This is a genomic window from Leucobacter chromiiresistens, assembly GCF_001477055.1.
Classification (GTDB): Bacteria; Actinomycetota; Actinomycetes; order Actinomycetales; family Microbacteriaceae; genus Leucobacter; species Leucobacter chromiiresistens_A.
In genome coordinates, this window is record NZ_LDRK01000018.1 from 67,247 (window position 1) to 83,137 (window position 15,891).

At 71.1% G+C, this 15,891-nt stretch carries 16 protein-coding genes and 1 tRNA gene; 9 read left to right on the top strand and 8 right to left on the bottom strand.

What is annotated here, in order from left to right:
- The first annotated feature begins 7 nt into the window (after nt 1-7).
- Complete coding sequence (locus tag NS354_RS03955) at nt 8-1,129, top strand: PAC2 family protein (RefSeq protein ID WP_058593304.1); 1,122 nt, start codon at nt 8-10, stop codon at nt 1,127-1,129.
- An 8-nt stretch (nt 1,130-1,137) separates the two neighbouring features.
- Here the strand turns inward: NS354_RS03955 and mshC are convergent, their stop codons facing one another.
- From mshC to NS354_RS03980, 5 genes are all read right to left on the bottom strand, one after another.
- Entirely contained in the window at nt 1,138-2,385 is a 1,248-nt protein-coding gene (gene mshC / locus NS354_RS03960; protein WP_058593305.1) for a cysteine--1-D-myo-inosityl 2-amino-2-deoxy-alpha-D-glucopyranoside ligase, read from the bottom strand.
- A complete protein-coding gene (locus NS354_RS03965; protein ID WP_058593306.1) occupies nt 2,382-3,278 on the bottom strand; it encodes an undecaprenyl-diphosphate phosphatase in 897 nt (298 codons plus the stop codon). Before NS354_RS03965 ends, mshC begins: the two co-directional genes overlap by 4 nt.
- 145 nt (nt 3,279-3,423) lie before the next feature.
- Entirely contained in the window at nt 3,424-4,737 is a 1,314-nt protein-coding gene (locus tag NS354_RS03970) for a M20/M25/M40 family metallo-hydrolase (protein ID WP_058593307.1), read from the bottom strand.
- A gap of 140 nt (nt 4,738-4,877) precedes the next feature.
- Nucleotides 4,878-4,962 (bottom strand) — tRNA-Leu (locus tag NS354_RS03975).
- A gap of 165 nt (nt 4,963-5,127) precedes the next feature.
- Complete coding sequence (locus NS354_RS03980; protein ID WP_058593308.1) at nt 5,128-6,939, bottom strand: DEAD/DEAH box helicase; 1,812 nt, start codon at nt 6,937-6,939, stop codon at nt 5,128-5,130.
- 93 nt (nt 6,940-7,032) lie between these two features.
- On the opposite strand from NS354_RS03980, the gene NS354_RS03985 reads away from it, so the two are divergent.
- Both NS354_RS03985 and NS354_RS03990 read left to right on the top strand, forming a co-directional pair.
- Nucleotides 7,033-7,860, top strand: coding sequence for an SGNH/GDSL hydrolase family protein (locus NS354_RS03985; protein ID WP_058593309.1), 828 nt, complete (start codon nt 7,033-7,035; stop codon nt 7,858-7,860).
- Nucleotides 7,861-7,883: 23 nt separating this feature from the next.
- Nucleotides 7,884-8,228: a spore germination protein GerW family protein gene (locus tag NS354_RS03990; RefSeq protein WP_058593310.1), complete on the top strand. Its 345-nt coding sequence runs from the start codon at nt 7,884-7,886 to the stop codon at nt 8,226-8,228.
- Between the two features lie 8 nt (nt 8,229-8,236).
- On the opposite strand, the gene gluQRS is transcribed toward NS354_RS03990, so the two are convergent.
- A complete protein-coding gene (gene gluQRS, locus NS354_RS03995) occupies nt 8,237-9,184 on the bottom strand; it encodes a tRNA glutamyl-Q(34) synthetase GluQRS (RefSeq protein ID WP_058593311.1) in 948 nt (315 codons plus the stop codon).
- Between the two features lie 68 nt (nt 9,185-9,252).
- Between gluQRS and NS354_RS04000 the strand changes: the two genes are divergently transcribed.
- The 3 genes from NS354_RS04000 (at nt 9,253) to pdxY (ending at nt 12,158) form a co-directional block, all read left to right on the top strand.
- Entirely contained in the window at nt 9,253-10,623 is a 1,371-nt protein-coding gene (locus tag NS354_RS04000) for an FAD-binding oxidoreductase (protein WP_058593312.1), read from the top strand.
- A gap of 121 nt (nt 10,624-10,744) precedes the next feature.
- Nucleotides 10,745-11,230 carry a pyridoxamine 5'-phosphate oxidase family protein gene (locus NS354_RS04005; protein WP_058593390.1) on the top strand — a complete coding sequence of 162 codons (486 nt, stop codon included), beginning with the start codon at nt 10,745-10,747 and terminating at the stop codon, nt 11,228-11,230.
- A 76-nt stretch (nt 11,231-11,306) separates the two neighbouring features.
- Nucleotides 11,307-12,158, top strand: a complete 852-nt coding sequence (gene pdxY, locus NS354_RS04010; RefSeq protein WP_058593391.1) for a pyridoxal kinase PdxY — start codon at nt 11,307-11,309, stop codon at nt 12,156-12,158.
- 69 nt (nt 12,159-12,227) lie between these two features.
- Here the strand turns inward: pdxY and NS354_RS04015 are convergent, their stop codons facing one another.
- Nucleotides 12,228-12,599: a fluoride efflux transporter FluC gene (locus NS354_RS04015; RefSeq protein WP_058593313.1), complete on the bottom strand. Its 372-nt coding sequence runs from the start codon at nt 12,597-12,599 to the stop codon at nt 12,228-12,230.
- Nucleotides 12,596-13,054, bottom strand: coding sequence for a CrcB family protein (locus NS354_RS04020; protein ID WP_082677889.1), 459 nt, complete (start codon nt 13,052-13,054; stop codon nt 12,596-12,598). The genes NS354_RS04015 and NS354_RS04020 overlap by 4 nt, the downstream gene beginning before the upstream one ends.
- Before the next feature lie 112 nt (nt 13,055-13,166).
- Between NS354_RS04020 and NS354_RS04025 the strand changes: the two genes are divergently transcribed.
- Genes NS354_RS04025 through NS354_RS04035 form a run of 3 tightly spaced genes read left to right on the top strand, consistent with a single transcriptional unit; the run spans nt 13,167 to nt 15,837 of the window.
- A complete protein-coding gene (locus tag NS354_RS04025) occupies nt 13,167-14,174 on the top strand; it encodes a metal ABC transporter substrate-binding protein (protein WP_082677880.1) in 1,008 nt (335 codons plus the stop codon).
- On the top strand, nt 14,168-14,974 hold the full coding sequence (locus NS354_RS04030) for a metal ABC transporter ATP-binding protein (RefSeq protein WP_241490338.1): 807 nt from the start codon (nt 14,168-14,170) through the stop codon (nt 14,972-14,974). The genes NS354_RS04025 and NS354_RS04030 overlap by 7 nt, the downstream gene beginning before the upstream one ends.
- A complete protein-coding gene (locus NS354_RS04035) occupies nt 14,971-15,837 on the top strand; it encodes a metal ABC transporter permease (RefSeq protein ID WP_058593315.1) in 867 nt (288 codons plus the stop codon). The genes NS354_RS04030 and NS354_RS04035 overlap by 4 nt, the downstream gene beginning before the upstream one ends.
- Nucleotides 15,838-15,891 lie beyond the last annotated feature (54 nt).

A 15,891-nucleotide genomic window follows, 5' to 3' on the forward strand; every position in this document is an offset into this window, starting at 1 on the left:
GGAGCGTATGTCCGAACCCTCCGCGCCGAATTCCCGTGTACTCATCGTCGCGTTCCAGGGATGGAGCGATGCCGGCGACGCCACCACGGAGGTGCTGCAGCATCTCGCGGGGCTGATCGACGCCGAGGTGCTCCACGAGATCGGCGCCGAGGGGTACGTCGACTTCCAGGTGCATCGCCCGAAGGTGCTCTTCGACGCGACGGGCAAGCGTGTGCTCGAATGGCCGGACACACGGCTGTTCGGCCCGGTGCAGCGCCCGGGCGCGTCGGCTGAGGCGCTCGAGGCGCCGCTCGCCTCCGAGAGCGAGACGGTGCGGCGGATCGACGGCAGCCCCGTGCGCGATCTCTTCCTCCTGGCCGGCGTCGAGCCCGCTCGCGACTGGCAGAACTTCGCCGATGAGGTCGTGGAGCTGGTCGACGTCTGGGCGATCGACTTCGTCATCATCCTGGGCTCCATGTTCTCCGACGCCCCGCACACGCGTCCGATCGTCACGACCGTCACCTCGGAGTACGCGGCGCGCCGCGACGCGGTCGGGGCGGTGCGCAGCAGCTACGAGGGCCCGGCGGGCATCTCGACCGTGATCGACCTCGCACTCGCGGAGGCCGGCATCGAGACGCTCTCGCTCTGGGCGCAGGTACCCCACTACGTGCACAGCACGCCGTCCCCCAAGGCGTCGCTCGCGCTGCTCGACAAGCTCGAAGAGCTGCTCGACATCGTGATCCCCCGCGGCGAGCTGCTCGCGCAGGCGAACGAGTGGGAGGCGAACATCAATCGGATCGCCGACGCCGACGAGGACATGTCGCGCTACATCCGGCGCCTCGAGGAATCGCGGGACGAGGAGCTCGCGGCCGAGACGACGGGCGACGCGATCGCGCTCGAGTTCGAGAAGTTCTTGAAGGGCGGGCCGCGGTTCGCCCGCGACGTCGAGGCCCCGCGGCCCGCCGCTGAGCGCCCGGCCGCACCGGGGCCCTCGCCCGCGCCGGAGCCCGCCGTCGACGCGGAACCCGCCGACGCGGAGCCCGCCGATGCGGAGACGGGCACCGGCCCGAGCGGATCAGATCCCGGCGGATCGAATCCGCGGGAGGCGCCGGCCGGCGACGACGACGCTCCCGACGCGCCGCGCCCGTAGCGCGGCTGTCAGCGCAGCTGCACCCCGAGCAGCGCGAGCGCGGCGTCGGCGATCAGGTCGGGCGAATCGACGCCCTGATCCAGCGCTGCGTCGAGCGTCGCGAGCATCACGGGCGTGTCGAGGTCGTTCGCGATCGCCGATCGCAGCTGCCTCACGACCGCGGCCGCGGGCACGGGATCGGCGGTCGTGCGCTGCAGCCCCGAACGCCAGGCCTCCAGCCGTCGGTTCGCGACGTCCAGATCGCTGTCGTGCCACTCCCACTCCGAGCGGTAGTGGTGCGCGAGCAGCCCCAGACGGATCGCCGAGGGGTCTGCGCCGCCGTCGAGCAGCTTCGACACGAAGACGAGGTTGCCCCGCGACTTCGACATCTTGTGCCCCTGGTACGAGACGAGGCCGGCGTGGCAGTAGGCGTGCGCGAGCGGCGTGCCCGACAGCGCCGTCGCGTGCGCCGCGGTGAACTCGTGGTGCGGGAAGACGAGATCCGAGCCGCCGCCCTGCACCGTGAACGCGCCGCCCAGCGCGCCCCGCGCGATGACGGAGCACTCGATGTGCCAGCCGGGCCGACCGGCGCCGACAGAGGTCTCCCAGCTCGGCTCGTCGGCGCGGGCCGCGCGCCAGAGCAGCGGGTCGAGCGGCCCCCGCTTGCCGGGCCGCTCGGGGTCTCCCCCGCGCTCCGCGCTCAGCCGCAGCATCAGATCGTGATCGTATGGTGCGACATCGCCCAGTCGCCACTGGGAATCCCGCTCCGCGGCGCGCGTGTCGAAGTAGATGTCGTCGCCCGCGGCCTCCGCGGTGGGAACCGGGTACGCGAAGCCGCGCTCGAGCAGCTCGCCCACCGCGTCGGCGATCTCGTCGATCTGCTCGGTCACCGCGATGTAGTGCTCGGGCGGCAGCATGCCCATGCGATGCATGTCGGAGCGGAAGAGCCCGATCTGCTCATCGGCGAGGGCGCGCCAGTCGACCCCGGTGTCGTTCGCCCGTTCGAGCAGCGGGTCGTCGATGTCGGTGATGTTCTGGCCGTACACCGTCTCGATGCCCGCATCGCGCCACGCGCGCTGCATGATGTCGAAGGCGAGGTAGGTGAATGCGTGGCCCAGGTGCGTGGCGTCGTACGGGGTGATGCCGCAGACGTACAGGTGCGCGCGGCCCTCCGGGATGGCGGGATGCTCGAGCCGCTCCGTCGCGGTGTTGTAGAGCTTGGGCGCGACGCCCGTTCCGGGGAGGTCGGGCACTTCGGGCGGGGTCCAGGTTCTCATCGTGCGCCTCCCGCGACGAGGGCGTGGGCATTGCTCGCGGCGCCCTCGGCGACCGATGCGCCGCCGTCGGCGGAGAGCACGCCGGTGGCGAGCAGGACGATGATGACGGCGCCGATGACGACGCGGTACACGACGAACGGCATGAAGCTGCGCTTCGAGATGTACTTCATGAAGAGCCCGATCACGAGCAGCGCGATGACGAACGCCACGACCGTAGCGACGATCGTGAGGCCCATGGGCGTCTCCTGCGCAGGAGCGCGCAGCGCCTTGAACACCTGGTAGAAGCCCGACCCGAGCACCGCCGGGATCGCCAGGAGGAACGAGTAGCGCGCGGCGGCCTCGCGGGTGTAGCCCATGAGCAGGCCCGCGGTGATGGTGCCGCCCGAGCGCGAGACGCCGGGGATGAGGGCGAGCGCCTGTGCGAAGCCGTAGACGAGGCCGTGCTTCCAGGTGAGCTGCTCGATCGGCCGCACCTTCGATCCCACGCGGTCCGCGACGCCGAGCAGCAGACCGAACACGATGAGGCTGATGGCGACGAACCAGAGCGAGCGGAGCGTGGTCTCGATCTGATCCTGGAAGAGGAGGCCGAGCACGACGATCGGCAGCGTGCCGATGATGATCCACCACCCCATGAGCGCGTCGGGGTCGGTGCGCGGCACGCGCCTCCCTCCGAGCGACTGCGCCCAGCGACCGATGATGCGCACGATGTCGCGCCAGAAGAACACGATCACGGCCGCTTCCGTGCCGATCTGCGTGATCGCGGTGAACGCCGCGCCGGCGTCGCCGATGCCGAGCAGCTCGCTCGCGATGCGCAGGTGCGCGCTCGACGAGATGGGCAGGAACTCGGTGAGTCCCTGAATGATTCCCAGGAGGATCGCCTCGAAGATTCCCATGATTCCTTTCCTGGCTGCGCGACGCTCGACTCGCCCGCGCCGCGTTTGGACCGCCGTCCAGACTAGCCCACGGCGCGCGGAGATCTCGTGAGGGGCGCCCTCCCGCGCGGCGGCCGGGCCGTCATCAGCAGGCGCTGAGCCGGCGTCAGTAGGTGCGGAGCAGGTCCACCAGCACGGCGTGCCCGAACTCGAGCGCATCGAGCGGAACGCGCTCGTCGACGCCGTGGAACATGCCGGGGAAGTCGAGATCCGCGGGCAGCCGCAGCGGGGCGAAGCCGTAGCCGGTGATGCCGAGGCGGGCCAGCGACTTGTTGTCGGTTCCGCCCGAGAGCAGGTAGGGCAGTACGCGCGCGCCCGGGTCGGCCCGCTGCAGGCAAGCCGTCATCGCGTCGACCAGTTCGCCGGAGAACGGCACCTCGAGGCCGATGTCGGAGTGCACCTGCTCGAGCTCGATGTCGTCGCCCACGATGGCGCGGATCTGGTCGAGGATCGTCGCCTGGTCTGCGGGCAGGGCGCGCACATCCACGAGCGCCTCCGCCGTGTCGGGGATGACGTTGTGCTTGTACCCCGCCTGCAGCACCGTCGGGTTGCTGGTGCTGCGCAGGCTCGCCTGGATGAAGCCGCCGCCCTTGCCCAGGCGCAGCACGAGATCCTCCGGGGTGACCTCGTGAGGATCCTCGCCCAGGATGCCCGCGATCGCGTCGACGAGGTCACGGGTCGTGTCGGTGAGCGTCACCGGCCACTCGTGCCGCCCGAGCGCGGCGATCGCCTCCGCAAGCCGCGTCACGGCGTTGTCGTGCCAGACCCGCGAGCCGTGGGCGGCGGTCCCCCGGGCGCGCAACCGAATCCACTCGAGCGACTTCTCGCCCGTCTGCACGAGGTACGCGCGCGTCCCGTCGATGTCGATCGAATAGCCCCCGACCTCGCTGATGGCGGTCTCCGCTCCGGCGAAGAGCTCCGGGCGGTGCCGCACGAGGTGCTGAGCGCCGTACACCCCGCCGTTCTCCTCGTCGGCGAAGAAGGCCAGCACGACGTCGCGGCGGGGCCGCTCTCCCCCGCGCAGCAGCTCGGCGATCGCGGTGAGGATCATGGCGTCCATGTCCTTCATGTCGACGGCGCCGCGCCCCCACAGCATCCCGTCCTTGACGACGCCTGCGAACGGGTCCACCGTCCAGTTCGCGGGATCGGCGGGCACGACGTCGAGGTGTCCGTGGAGCACGAGCGCCGGTAGGGCCGGATCGGCGCCGCGCACGCGCGCGACCACGCTCGCGCGACCCGGATCGGTCTCGATGATCTCCGGTTCGAGGCCGAGGTCGCGGAGATACGCCGCGACGTACTCCGCCGCCGGCCGCTCGGGTTCGGCGTCCCCGCCCCCGCGGTTGGAGGTGTCGAATCGGATCAGGTCGCGGGCGACGCGGGCCGTTTCCGACAGTGTCTGCTCGGAGGTCTCGGGACTCATGATCCCAGCGTAGCCGGAGCGCACCGCTCGGCACACACTCCGGCAACGGGTCGCCTCGCAGCAGGTTCCGCGTGCAGACGAAGGCGCGGGGCCGCAACGCAAAAGAGGCCCTCCATCACGGAGAGCCTCTTTCGTTCACGTGCGCGGAGGGGGACTTGAACCCCCACGCCCTAATACGGGCACTAGCACCTCAAGCTAGCGCGTCTGCCATTCCGCCACCCGCGCGAACGATCCGCACCTTCATCGGCCGAACAGAAGATAACTTAGCACGGATTTCGATCCCCGTTCGAATCGGTCCGGGATCTCGCGCGCGTCGCGCCGTCGCGCCGGGCTCCCGCGCCCGCCTTCTCCGGCCCCGGCGCCCGCCCTCTCCGGCCCCGGCGCCGTCGATCACGGGCGCAGCCGCCGCCGCAGCAGCTCGATCCGCTTCTGCAGCTGCGTCACCGAGGCCTGCGCCACGGCGGGCCCGCCGCAGACACGCCGGAGCTCGGTATGGATGTCCTTGTGGGCTTCGCCCGACACCTTCGCGTACATGCCGACGAGGGAGCTGAGCAGCTTGCGCTGCTCGCCGAGGGTGCGGTGCAGGGCCTCCGGCGGCTCCGACCTCTCGGGAGCGTGCTCCAGGATCCCCTGCCGCCCCGCGCTGCGGCGGGCCTGCTTGGCCTGCCGCTGCTGCAGCAGCGCCCGCACCTCCTGCGGCTCGAGCAGCCCGGGGAACCCGAGGAAGTCGAGCTCCTCCTCCGTCTCGACCTCGGCGTACCCGCCGAACTCCGCCCCGTCGAACACGGCGCGGTCGAAGTGCGCGTCCGAGGCGAGCGCCTGATACGAGAACGTCTCCCCCTCGACGAGTTCGGACGAGGCCTGATCCCCGCGCTCGGCCTCGGCCATGAGCGCCGCCTCGGCATCCCACATCTCCTCGGCGCTCTTCGGCCCCTCGAGCACGTGGTTGCGCTCCTTCTCGAGCTCGGAGGCCAGCTGCATGAGCGCGGGGACGTTCGGGATGAACACCGACGCCACCTCGCCCCGACGCCGCGACCGCACGAAGCGGCCGATCGCCTGCGCGAAGAAGAGCGGCGTCGACGAGCTCGTCGCATACACGCCGACTGAGAGCCGCGGCACGTCGACGCCCTCGGACACCATGCGCACCGCGACCATCCACCGCTGCTCACCGCGCGAGAACTCGTCGATCTTCTCCGACGCGCCGGCGTCGTCCGAGAGGATGAGCGAGACCTCCTCGCCCGTGATCTCCTGCAGTTGCGCGGCGTACGACCGGGCCGAGGCATGGTCCGTCGCGATGACGAGGCCGCCCGCGTCGTGCACCTGCTGGCGCACTTCGGTCAGGCGGCGATCCGCGGCGCGCAGCACCTTGCCGATCCAGTCCCCCGCGGGGTCGAGAGCGGTGCGCCACGCCTGCGACGTCACGTCCTTCGTGTTGCCCTCGCCGAGCGCCGCCTCCATCTCCTCGCCGGCCGACGTCTGCCAGCGCATCTTGCCCGCGTAGACCATGAAGATCACCGGCCGCACGATGCCGTCGGCGAGGGCCCGCCCGTAGCCGTAGTCGTAGTCGGTGAGCGACAGGCGCGAGCCGTCGCCCTGCGGCGCGTACTGCACGAAGGGGATCGGCGCGTCGTCGGAGCGGAACGGGGTTCCGGTGAGCGACAGCCGTCGCCGCGCATTGCCGTACGCCTCTCGGATCGCGTCGCCCCAGCTGAGCGCGTCGCCGCCGTGGTGCACCTCGTCCATGATCACGAGCGTGTCCTCGTGCTCGGTCAGCAGCCGGTGCTGCACCGGCTTCATCGCGACCTGCGCGTACGTCACCGCGACGCCGTGGAAGTGCCGTCCGTACGCGAGCCCGTCGCTGTTCGAGTAGTGCGGGTTCAGACGGATGCCCGCACGGGCCGCCGCGTCGGCCCACTGCGTCTTCAGGTGCTCGGTGGGCGCGACGACGATGATCTGCCGCACGGTGTGGTTGGAGCGCAGGATCGCGGCGAGCCGGAGCGCGAACGTCGTCTTGCCGGCGCCGGGCGTCGCCGATGCGAGGAAGTCGCGCGGAGCGGTGTCGAGGTAGCGTCTGATGGCCTCCTCCTGCCAGGCGCGCAGCGTGCCCGCCGTGCCGTGCGCGGCCCGCTCGGGATAGGCGGGCGGCAGGTGCTCGGCCGCACTCGTCCCAGGAAGGTGGAGGCCCGGGTCCGAATCTGTCACGACGTTCTAGACTATCGCTGTACGCCGAGCGCTGCGTCTTCGTCGAGGCCCGCACCCGGCTCCCCTGCACCCCGACACACTCAGAGGTAGGCAATGGCACAGGATGGCAGCGCTCAGCAGGAGCGGGTCGAACTTCCGTGGTCGCGTTTCGTCGCCCTCGGCGATTCCTTCACCGAGGGCGTCGGAGATCCGGATCCCGACAGCCCCGGCGGGTTGCGCGGCTGGGCTGATCGCCTCGCCGAGGTGCTCAGCGAATTCGACGAGGACTTCGCCTACGCGAACCTCGCCGTGCGCGGAAAGCTCATCCAGCAGATCGCCGACACGCAGGTGGAGGCCGCGCTCGACCTGCGACCCGACCTGATCAGCGTCTGCGCGGGCGGCAATGATGTGATCCGCCCCGGCACCGACCCCGATGAGGTCGCTGCGAAGCTCGAGCGCATCGTCGAGCGGCTGAGCGCGGGCGGCGCCACCATCATGCTGTTCACCGGCGTCGACACGGCGTTCCAGCCGGTCTTCCGCTCCATTCGCGGCAAGGTGGCCATCTACAACGAGAACGTGCGCAAGGTCGCGCAGCGCCACGACTGCATCGTGGTCGACCAGTGGGCGCTCGACGAGCTGCACGACAGCCGCTACTGGGCCGGGGATCGCCTGCACCTGAATGCGCTGGGCCACCACACGATCGCTCGCGCTGCGCTCGCCGCCCTCGGCGTGCCGCACGAGCTCGAGCCGCTCGAGGTGCCCGACCTGCCGGAGCGGAGCTGGCGCGAGGCCCGCCGCGAAGACGTGGTGTGGGCCCGCGAGCACTTCGTGCCCTGGGTCATCCGCCGGATCAAGCACGTGTCGTCGGGCGACCACATCGAGGCGAAGCGGCCGGTCGCCGCGGCCCTGCGCGCCTCGCGTCACGGGGCTGCCGAAGACTAGACCGAACGAGTAGGGTGGGGCGCATGACTCACCTCACGAAGCAGATCGCAGATACCCTGGTCGAGGTCGGCGTGCACTCCGCGTACGGCGATCCCGTCGAGGTCGACGGAACGACCCTCATCCCGGTGGCGTACACCGCGTACGGCTTCGGTGCCGGCGAGGGCGCAGGCGGCGGCGAGGGAGCCGCGCAGGGCGAGGGCTCCGGCGGAGGCGGCGGCGGATTCTCGATCCCGGTCGGTTCGTACGTCACCCGCGAGGGGACCACGCGGTTCGAACCCAACATCATCGCGCTGCTCGCCGTGGGCACCCCGTTCGTCTGGGTCGCCGGTCGCGCGCTCGCGCGCATCGTCAAAGCCCTCAAGAAGTAGCGCACCGCTCACGGCGCGGCGAGCCGCTCCGCCCCCGGCCAGGTCCACGGCGACCGCGGCAGGGCGGCGGGGTCGAACCGCCCGACGAGCTCTGCCGCGGAGACGCGCTCTCCGGGCGCGGCGAGCCCGAGCGATCGCGCGAGCACGGCCAGCACCGCGCCCGCGTCGATGCCGTCTGCGCGCAGGTCGGCCAGCGTCACGGCGCCGTCGCGCTTCGCCAGGCGGGATCCCGTGGGTCCGAGCACCAGAGGCACGTGCGCGTACGCGATCTCCGGCGGCGACGGCAGCCCCAGCAGCCGCTGCAGGAGGATGTGCCTCGGAGTCGAGGGCGCGAGATCGTCGCCCCGCACGATCTGGTCCACCCCCATCGAGGCATCGTCGACGACGACGGCGAGGTTGTACGCGACCGTGCCGTCGCCCCGGCGCAGCACGAAGTCGTCGATGTCGCCGGCCACCTCCCCGAGCAGCGCGTCGGAGAATCGCGGAGCGACCGTCCCCGCCGGCACGCGCAGCCGCAGAGCGGGACGGCGTGGCGCGATGCGCTCCCGCTCCCGCTCGCGCACGGCTCCGCTCCGATCGCGGCACGTCCCGGGATACGCCCCGGGCGGCGCATGCGGGGCGCTCGGCGCCGCGAGAATGTCGGCGCGCGTGCAGGTGCATTCGTAGACGAGTCCCGCATCTCGCAGCGCAGCGATCGCGGCCTCGTGCGCCTCGCCGAGTTCGGATTGCAGCACGGGCGCGCCATCCCAGTCGATGCCGAGCCGGGCGAGATCCTCCAGCTGCCGCGACGCCGAGCCGGCGTCGCGCGCGCGATCGAGATCCTCGACGCGCACGACGAACCGGCGGCCGCTCGCGCGGGCGAAGCACCAGGCGAGCAGCGCCGTGCGCAGATTGCCGATGTGGAGGTCTCCCGACGGACTCGGAGCGTATCGCCCCGCCCCGCTCCATCCCGTCATGCTCTTCATCCTCTCACGCGGTGCGGCCGGCCGCCGCTACGCTGGTTCCCGAACGCAAGGAGGCGCACGTGACCGACACCCGCACCGCACCGCACCCCGATCTCTCCGCGTTGGAGTCCGCCCTCGGGCCGCGACTCGTCCGCGACCCCGACCTGATCGCGCCGTACGCGCGCGACACGTCGCGGGCCGTCGACGAGGGGACGCCGCTCGCGGTCGTGCTCGCCGAATCGACGGCCGACGTCTCGGCCGCCCTCGCCTGGGCCGACCGCTTCGGAGTGCAGGTGAGCGTGCGCGGCGCCGGCACCGGACTCGCGGGAGGGGCCATGGCGTACTCGGGCGGCCTCGTCGTGTCGGTGGACCGCATGACCGCGATCCTCGACATCGATGTGGCCAACCGGCTCGCAACCGTGCAGCCCGGCGTGATCACCGCCGACCTCGATGCGGCGGCCCGGCGACACGGCCTCTTCTTCCCGCCGGACCCGGCGAGCGCGCGGATGAGCACGGTCGGCGGCAACATCGCGACGAACGCCGGCGGCCTGCGCTGCGTCGCGCACGGCGTCACCAGCGATGCCGTGTCGGCACTCGAGGTGGTGCTCGCCGACGGTCGGGTGATGCGCACCGGGGCCCGCACGCGGAAGAACGTGGTGGGGTACGACCTCACGCGCCTCTTCGTCGGATCGGAGGGCACGCTCGGAGTGATCACCGAGGCCACCGTTCGGCTCAAGCCCGTGCCGCCCGGCTCGCCGCGCACCTTCCGAGCGAGTTTCCCGGAGCTCGAAGATGCGGGGCGAGCGGTCACCGCGATCGTCAACAGCGCCGTGCGGCCGGAAGTGCTCGAACTGATGGATTCGCTGAGCGTCGAGATCATCGAATCGTTCCACCCGAGCGGCCTGACGGCGCCGGCGGGCGCGATGCTCGTCGGCCAGACCGTCGGCTGGGATGCGCAGGTGCAGGCCGAGACCATCACGGCGCTCTGCCGCGAACTCGGCTCCGACGACACGGAGATCTCGGAGACCGACGCGCTCCTCGAAGCGCGCCGTCTCTCGAACCCGGCGCTCAATGCGCGCGGATTGAAGATCTCGTGCGACGTCGGCGTGCCCGTCGCGGCGCTCGCCGAGGTCTTCCGCGGAATCGCGCAGATCTCGGCCCAGCATGGCAAGCGCGTCTCCACCGTCGCGCACGCCGGCGACGGCAACCTGCACAGCACGGTCGAATCCCCGGACACTCCCGAGGGGATTCGTGAGGCCGACGCCGTGATCGACGACATCACGCGCCTCGCGCTCTTGCTCGGCGGCACCATCTCCGGGGAGCACGGCATCGGGTCTGTGAAGCGGCACGAGCTCGCCTGGCAACTCGACCCGGTGGCGCTCGACGTGCAGCGCGCCATCAAGGATGCGCTCGATCCGAACGGCATCCTCACCCCCGACCGCGCGATCTGAACGGATCCGCGCAGCGACGCGCCATCGCGTCGTGTCAACGGTCTTTCGCGCCGCCCCGAGCCGCGCGAAACTGCGTATGAGCATGCACCCGTGTGCGCAGACGATCGACTGGAGGACGAACATGAGCGAATCGACCGAGCTGACCCCGGAGACCGTGATCGAGGTGATGCGCGAGGAGCGCTTCGTGATGCTGTCGACGGCGACTCCGGATGGGAAGATCGTGTCGCACCCGATGACCCCGCAGGAGGTCACGGACGACGGCGACGTCTGGTTCTTCATCGGGTTGCAGGGCGACCAGGCCGACGCGATTCGCGCGAACCCGCAGGTCAACCTGGCGTTCGCCGAGACGGGAAGCTGGCTCTCGGTCTCGGGCGTCGCCGAGTTCGTCTCCGATCGCGCGAAGGCCGCCGAGCTGTGGGACGGCGAGGTCGAGGCCTACTTCGACGGCGGACTCGAGGATCCGAACCTCGGCCTGCTCCGCGTGAAAGGCGAGTCGGCGCAGTACTGGGGCATCCCGGGAGGCAGGGTGGCGGCGGCCGTGAAGATCGCCGCGGCGAAGATCACCGGCAGCGAGGGCCCCGGACGTTCGGGCACCACCGAGCTCTGACCGCATCAACTGCACGTGGTCCTCGCGTTGGAACGGCAACTGGTCCATCGCGGGGACCACTGGCATGATCGTCACCATGCGCATCCTCTCGATCCAGTCATCGGTCTCGTTCGGTCACGTGGGAAACTCCGCCGCTGTTTTCCCGCTGCAGCGCATCGGCGTCGAGGTGATGCCGATCTACACCGTGATGTTCTCGAACCACACCGGGTACGGCTCGTGGCGCGGCCCGATGATGTCGGGCGATGATGTGCGCGAGATCGTTGCGGGCATCGAGGAGCGGGGCGGCCTGGCCGACGTCGACGCGGTGCTGTCGGGGTACCAGGGCGGCGACAGCATCGGCGACGCGATCCTCGACGCGGTCGCACGCGTGAAGCAGGCGAGCCCCGATGCGATCTACGCCTGCGATCCGGTGCTGGGCAATGCGCGATCCGGGTGCCACGTCTCCCCCGAAGTGCAGAACCTGATCCGCGATCGCGTCGTCCCGCGGGCGGACCTCATCACGCCCAACCAGTTCGAGCTCGGGTTCCTCACCGGCACGACGCCGGACACGCTCGAGTCGACGCTCGCGTCGGTCGATCTCGTGCGCGCGGGCGGCCCTTCCACGGTGCTCGTCACGAGTGTGGAACGACCCGAGCGCCCGGAGGAGTCCATCGAGATGCTCGCGGTGACGGATGAGGGAGCCTGGCTGATCGAGACGCCGCGCATCCCGTTCAAGGTGAACGGGTCGGGCGACGTGACGGCGGCGCTCTTCACTGCGCACTACCGGAGCACGGGGAGCGGAGCCGAAGCGCTCGAGCGCACGACCGCCAGTGTGTTCTCGCTGCTCGAGCGCACCTTCGCGACCGGCGCCCGTGAGCTCGCGCTCGTCGAGGCGCAGGACGCATACGCGCACCCGGATCTCCGGTTCTCGGCGCAGCGCGTGCGCTGAGGGGCGGCGGCGCGACGCCGCATCGGCACGGGCGCCGCGGTGCCGGCGATGCTCGGTGACGGGCGCGGCTCAAACGAGGGATCGGCCGAGCAGCATCCCGCACACCGCGAGCACAACGGCCGCCACGAGCATCCCGGCCCCATTGGCGAGCGCCGCGCGGTAGCGTCGCCGCCCGAGGAGCTGCACCGTATCGAGGCTCGCCGTGCTGAATGTCGTGTACCCGCCGAGGAAACCGGTCGTTGCGACGACGACGAGCGGCTGATCGGCGGCGAAGCCCATGAGCACCCCGATCGCGAACGCCCCGGTCAGGTTCACGACGAGGATGCCCCACGGGAAGCGCGCGCGCGTGCGGGCGCTGACCGCCTGGTCGAGGAGGTGCCGGGCTCCGGCTCCGACGCCCCCGGCCGCAGCGATGGCGAGCGCCAGTCCCGCGTCGTTCATCGGCGCGGCCCTGCTCCCTGCGGCCCTGCTCCCCGCGCATCCCGTGCGCCGGCCTGCGCAATGCCCCGCCCGGCGAGGAGACCGAGCCAGCTCGCCAGCGCACCCCCGAGGAGCGTCGCTGCCGCGTAGACGGCCGCGAGAGCGTATCGACCGGCGAGCAGCGACTCGGCGAGTTCGCCGGCCAGCAGACTGTACGTGGTGAAACCGCCGAGCAGCCCGGTGCCGAGGAGCAGGCGGATGCGACGTCGTGCCGGATCGCTCCGGTGGGCGATGACCTCGACGAGCAGCCCGAGCGCGAACGCCCCGGTCACGTTCACCAGGAGGGCCGCGAACGGCAGGCCGCGCCCGTCGGTCGTCGCTGCGAGGGCCGCGGAGATCGCGGCGCGGCCGAGCGACCCGACCGCTCCCCCGAGCACGACCAGGCCGAGCTCGATCAGGCCGTCGCGTGAGGTCACCGGATCAGTGTACGCGGTGCGCACTCGCCATATCGACGCCGTTCCGCTACCATCGCAGGAAAGTTCGGTATGTCGAACTTTCAGGTTCGTTGAGACTGGAAAGCGGTGGAGCGTGCAGGTTCGGGCTGTGGAGGTGCGGAGGAAGCGGGAGAGCGAGCAGACGCAGCGGTGGAAGCGGCGGGGGCTCCGAAGCGCGGTGGCGCTGGCCGGCGCGGCGGTGGTCCTCACGGGCTGCGCGGCACCGTCGGGGGACGACGGCGCGGCTGGCGCGGGGGCCGCCGACGACGATCGCCCGGTCGTACTCACCACGTTCACCGTGCTCGCCGACATGGCCCGAGAGGTCGGCGGCGATCGCCTCGACGTGCGCTCCATCACGAAGGTCGGGGCCGAGATCCACGGGTACGAGCCCACTCCGCTCGACATCGCCAAGGCGTCGGAGGCCGACCTGATCCTCGACAACGGTCTCGGGCTCGAGGCGTGGTTCGCGCGCTTCGTCGACCAGGCCGACGTTCCCCATGTCGTCGTCTCCGACGGCATCGATCCCATCGACATCGCCGGCGACGCGTACGCCGGCAAGCCGAACCCGCACGCGTGGATGAGTCCCCGCAACGCGCAGCTCTACATCGACCGCATGGTGGACGCCTTCAGCGATCTGGCCCCCGAGCACGCGGACGAGTTCGCCGACCGGGGCGACGCGTATCAGGCGGAGCTCCAGCAGGTGCAGGATCGTCTCGCGAACGCCGTCGCCGCGCTCCCCGAGTCGCATCGCGCCCTGGTGACCTGCGAGGGGGCGTTCTCGTACCTCGCCCGGGACGCGGGTCTCACCGAGCGCTACATCTGGCCGGTGAACGCCGAGCAGCAGGCGACGCCGCGGCAGATCGCCGACACCATCGAGTTCGTGCGTGAGCACGACGTGCCCGCGGTGTTCTGCGAGTCGACCGTCTCCGATCGTCCGATGCGACAGGTCGCCGAGGCGTCGGGGGCCGCCTTCGGGGGCACCCTGTACGTCGATTCGCTCTCAGAGCCCGACGGTCCGGTGCCGACGTACCTCGACCTGCTCGCCCACGACACCGATGTGATCGTGGAGGCCCTGAGCGACGCGTCCGAGGGTCGATCGTGACCGCGGCCATCGACGTGCAGAACGTCACGGTGCGGTACGGCGACGTGCTGGCACTCGACGACGCGACGCTGCAGGTGGACGCGGGCCGCGTGACCGGGTTGATCGGCATGAACGGCTCGGGCAAGTCGACGCTCTTCAAGTCGATCATGGGGGCGGTCAGACCCGAGCGCGGCGCGGTCCGCATCGGCGGGCTGACTCCCGCGGCCGCGCGCGCGAGCGGGCGGGTGGCGTACGTTCCGCAGAGCGAAGACGTCGACTGGGCGTTCCCGGTCTCCGTGCGGGACGTGGTGATGATGGGCCGGTACGGCCGTCTGGGCATCACGCGGCGCGCGGGCTCCGCGGACCGCCGCGCGGTGGAGCACGCCCTCGAGCGCGTCGAGCTCGCGGACCTCGGCGACCGCCAGATCGGTGCGCTGTCGGGCGGGCAGAAGAAGCGCGCCTTCGTCGCGCGATCCATCGCGCAGGATGCGGAGACGCTGCTGCTCGACGAGCCGTTCGCGGGCGTCGATCAGCGCAGTGAGGCGACGATCGTGCGCCTGCTCCGCGAACTCGCGAGCGGCGGACGCACGGTGCTCGTCTCGACGCACGACCTGCACGCGCTTCCCGATCTCGCCGACGAGGCCGCGCTGCTGCTGCGCCGGGTGCTCTTCCGAGGTTCGGTGCGGGAGGCGCTGACTCCGGAGCGCCTCGCTCAGGCGTTCGGACTGGAGCGTTCGGCGCCCCGGACGGCGAACAACGCCGAGTGCAGCGAGACCGCTGAACGCACGCACCCGACGGAGCAGACAGGAGAGACCGCATGACGCCCCTCGACTTCCTCCTCGAACCCCTGCAGTACGGGTTCATGGTGCGCGCGCTGGTCACCACGACGATCGCCGCGGTCGTGTGCGCGCTGCTCTCGTGCTGGCTCGTGCTCACCGGATGGTCGCTCATGGGCGACGCCGTCTCGCACGCCGTGCTGCCGGGTGTCGTGCTCGCCTACCTCGTCGGCGCCCCCTTCGCCCTCGGCGCGCTCGTATTCGGCTTCCTCGCGGTGGCGCTCATCGGTGCGATCCGCGATACCAGCCGCGTGAAGGAGGATGCGGCGATCGGCATCGTGTTCACCACGCTGTTCGCGCTCGGGCTCGTGCTGATCTCCGTGATCCCGAGCCAGACCGATCTCACGCACATCGTGTTCGGCAACATCCTCGGGGTCTCCGATGGCGACCTCCTGCAGATCGGCGTGCTGGCCGCCGTGGCGTTCGTCGTGCTGATCGTGAAGCGCCGCGATCTGACCCTGTACGCCTTCGATCCGACGCACGCGCACGCGATCGGTCTCAGCCCGCGCCGGCTCGGCGCGCTCCTGCTCGGGCTGCTCGCGCTGACCTCCGTGGTCGCGCTGCAGGTGGTCGGCGTGATCCTCGTCGTCGCGATGCTCATCATCCCGGGAGCGACCGCGTACCTGCTCACCGACCGGTTCGGTCGGATGCTCGTCATCGCCCCGGTGCTCTCCGCGAGCTGCTCCGTGGTGGGCATCATGGTGAGTTTCTGGCTCGACGCATCGTCAGGGGGTCTGGTGATTCTGGTGCAGGGGATCGCCTTCGCGCTCGCCTACCTCGGCAGCCCGAGACAGGGCCTGCTGGTGCGCGCGTTCCGCCGCCGGCGTCACGCCTCGACGCACGCGTGACCGGCCGCGCGCGGCGCGCGTGACCGGCCGTGCACCGCGCGCAGTCCCGGAAGA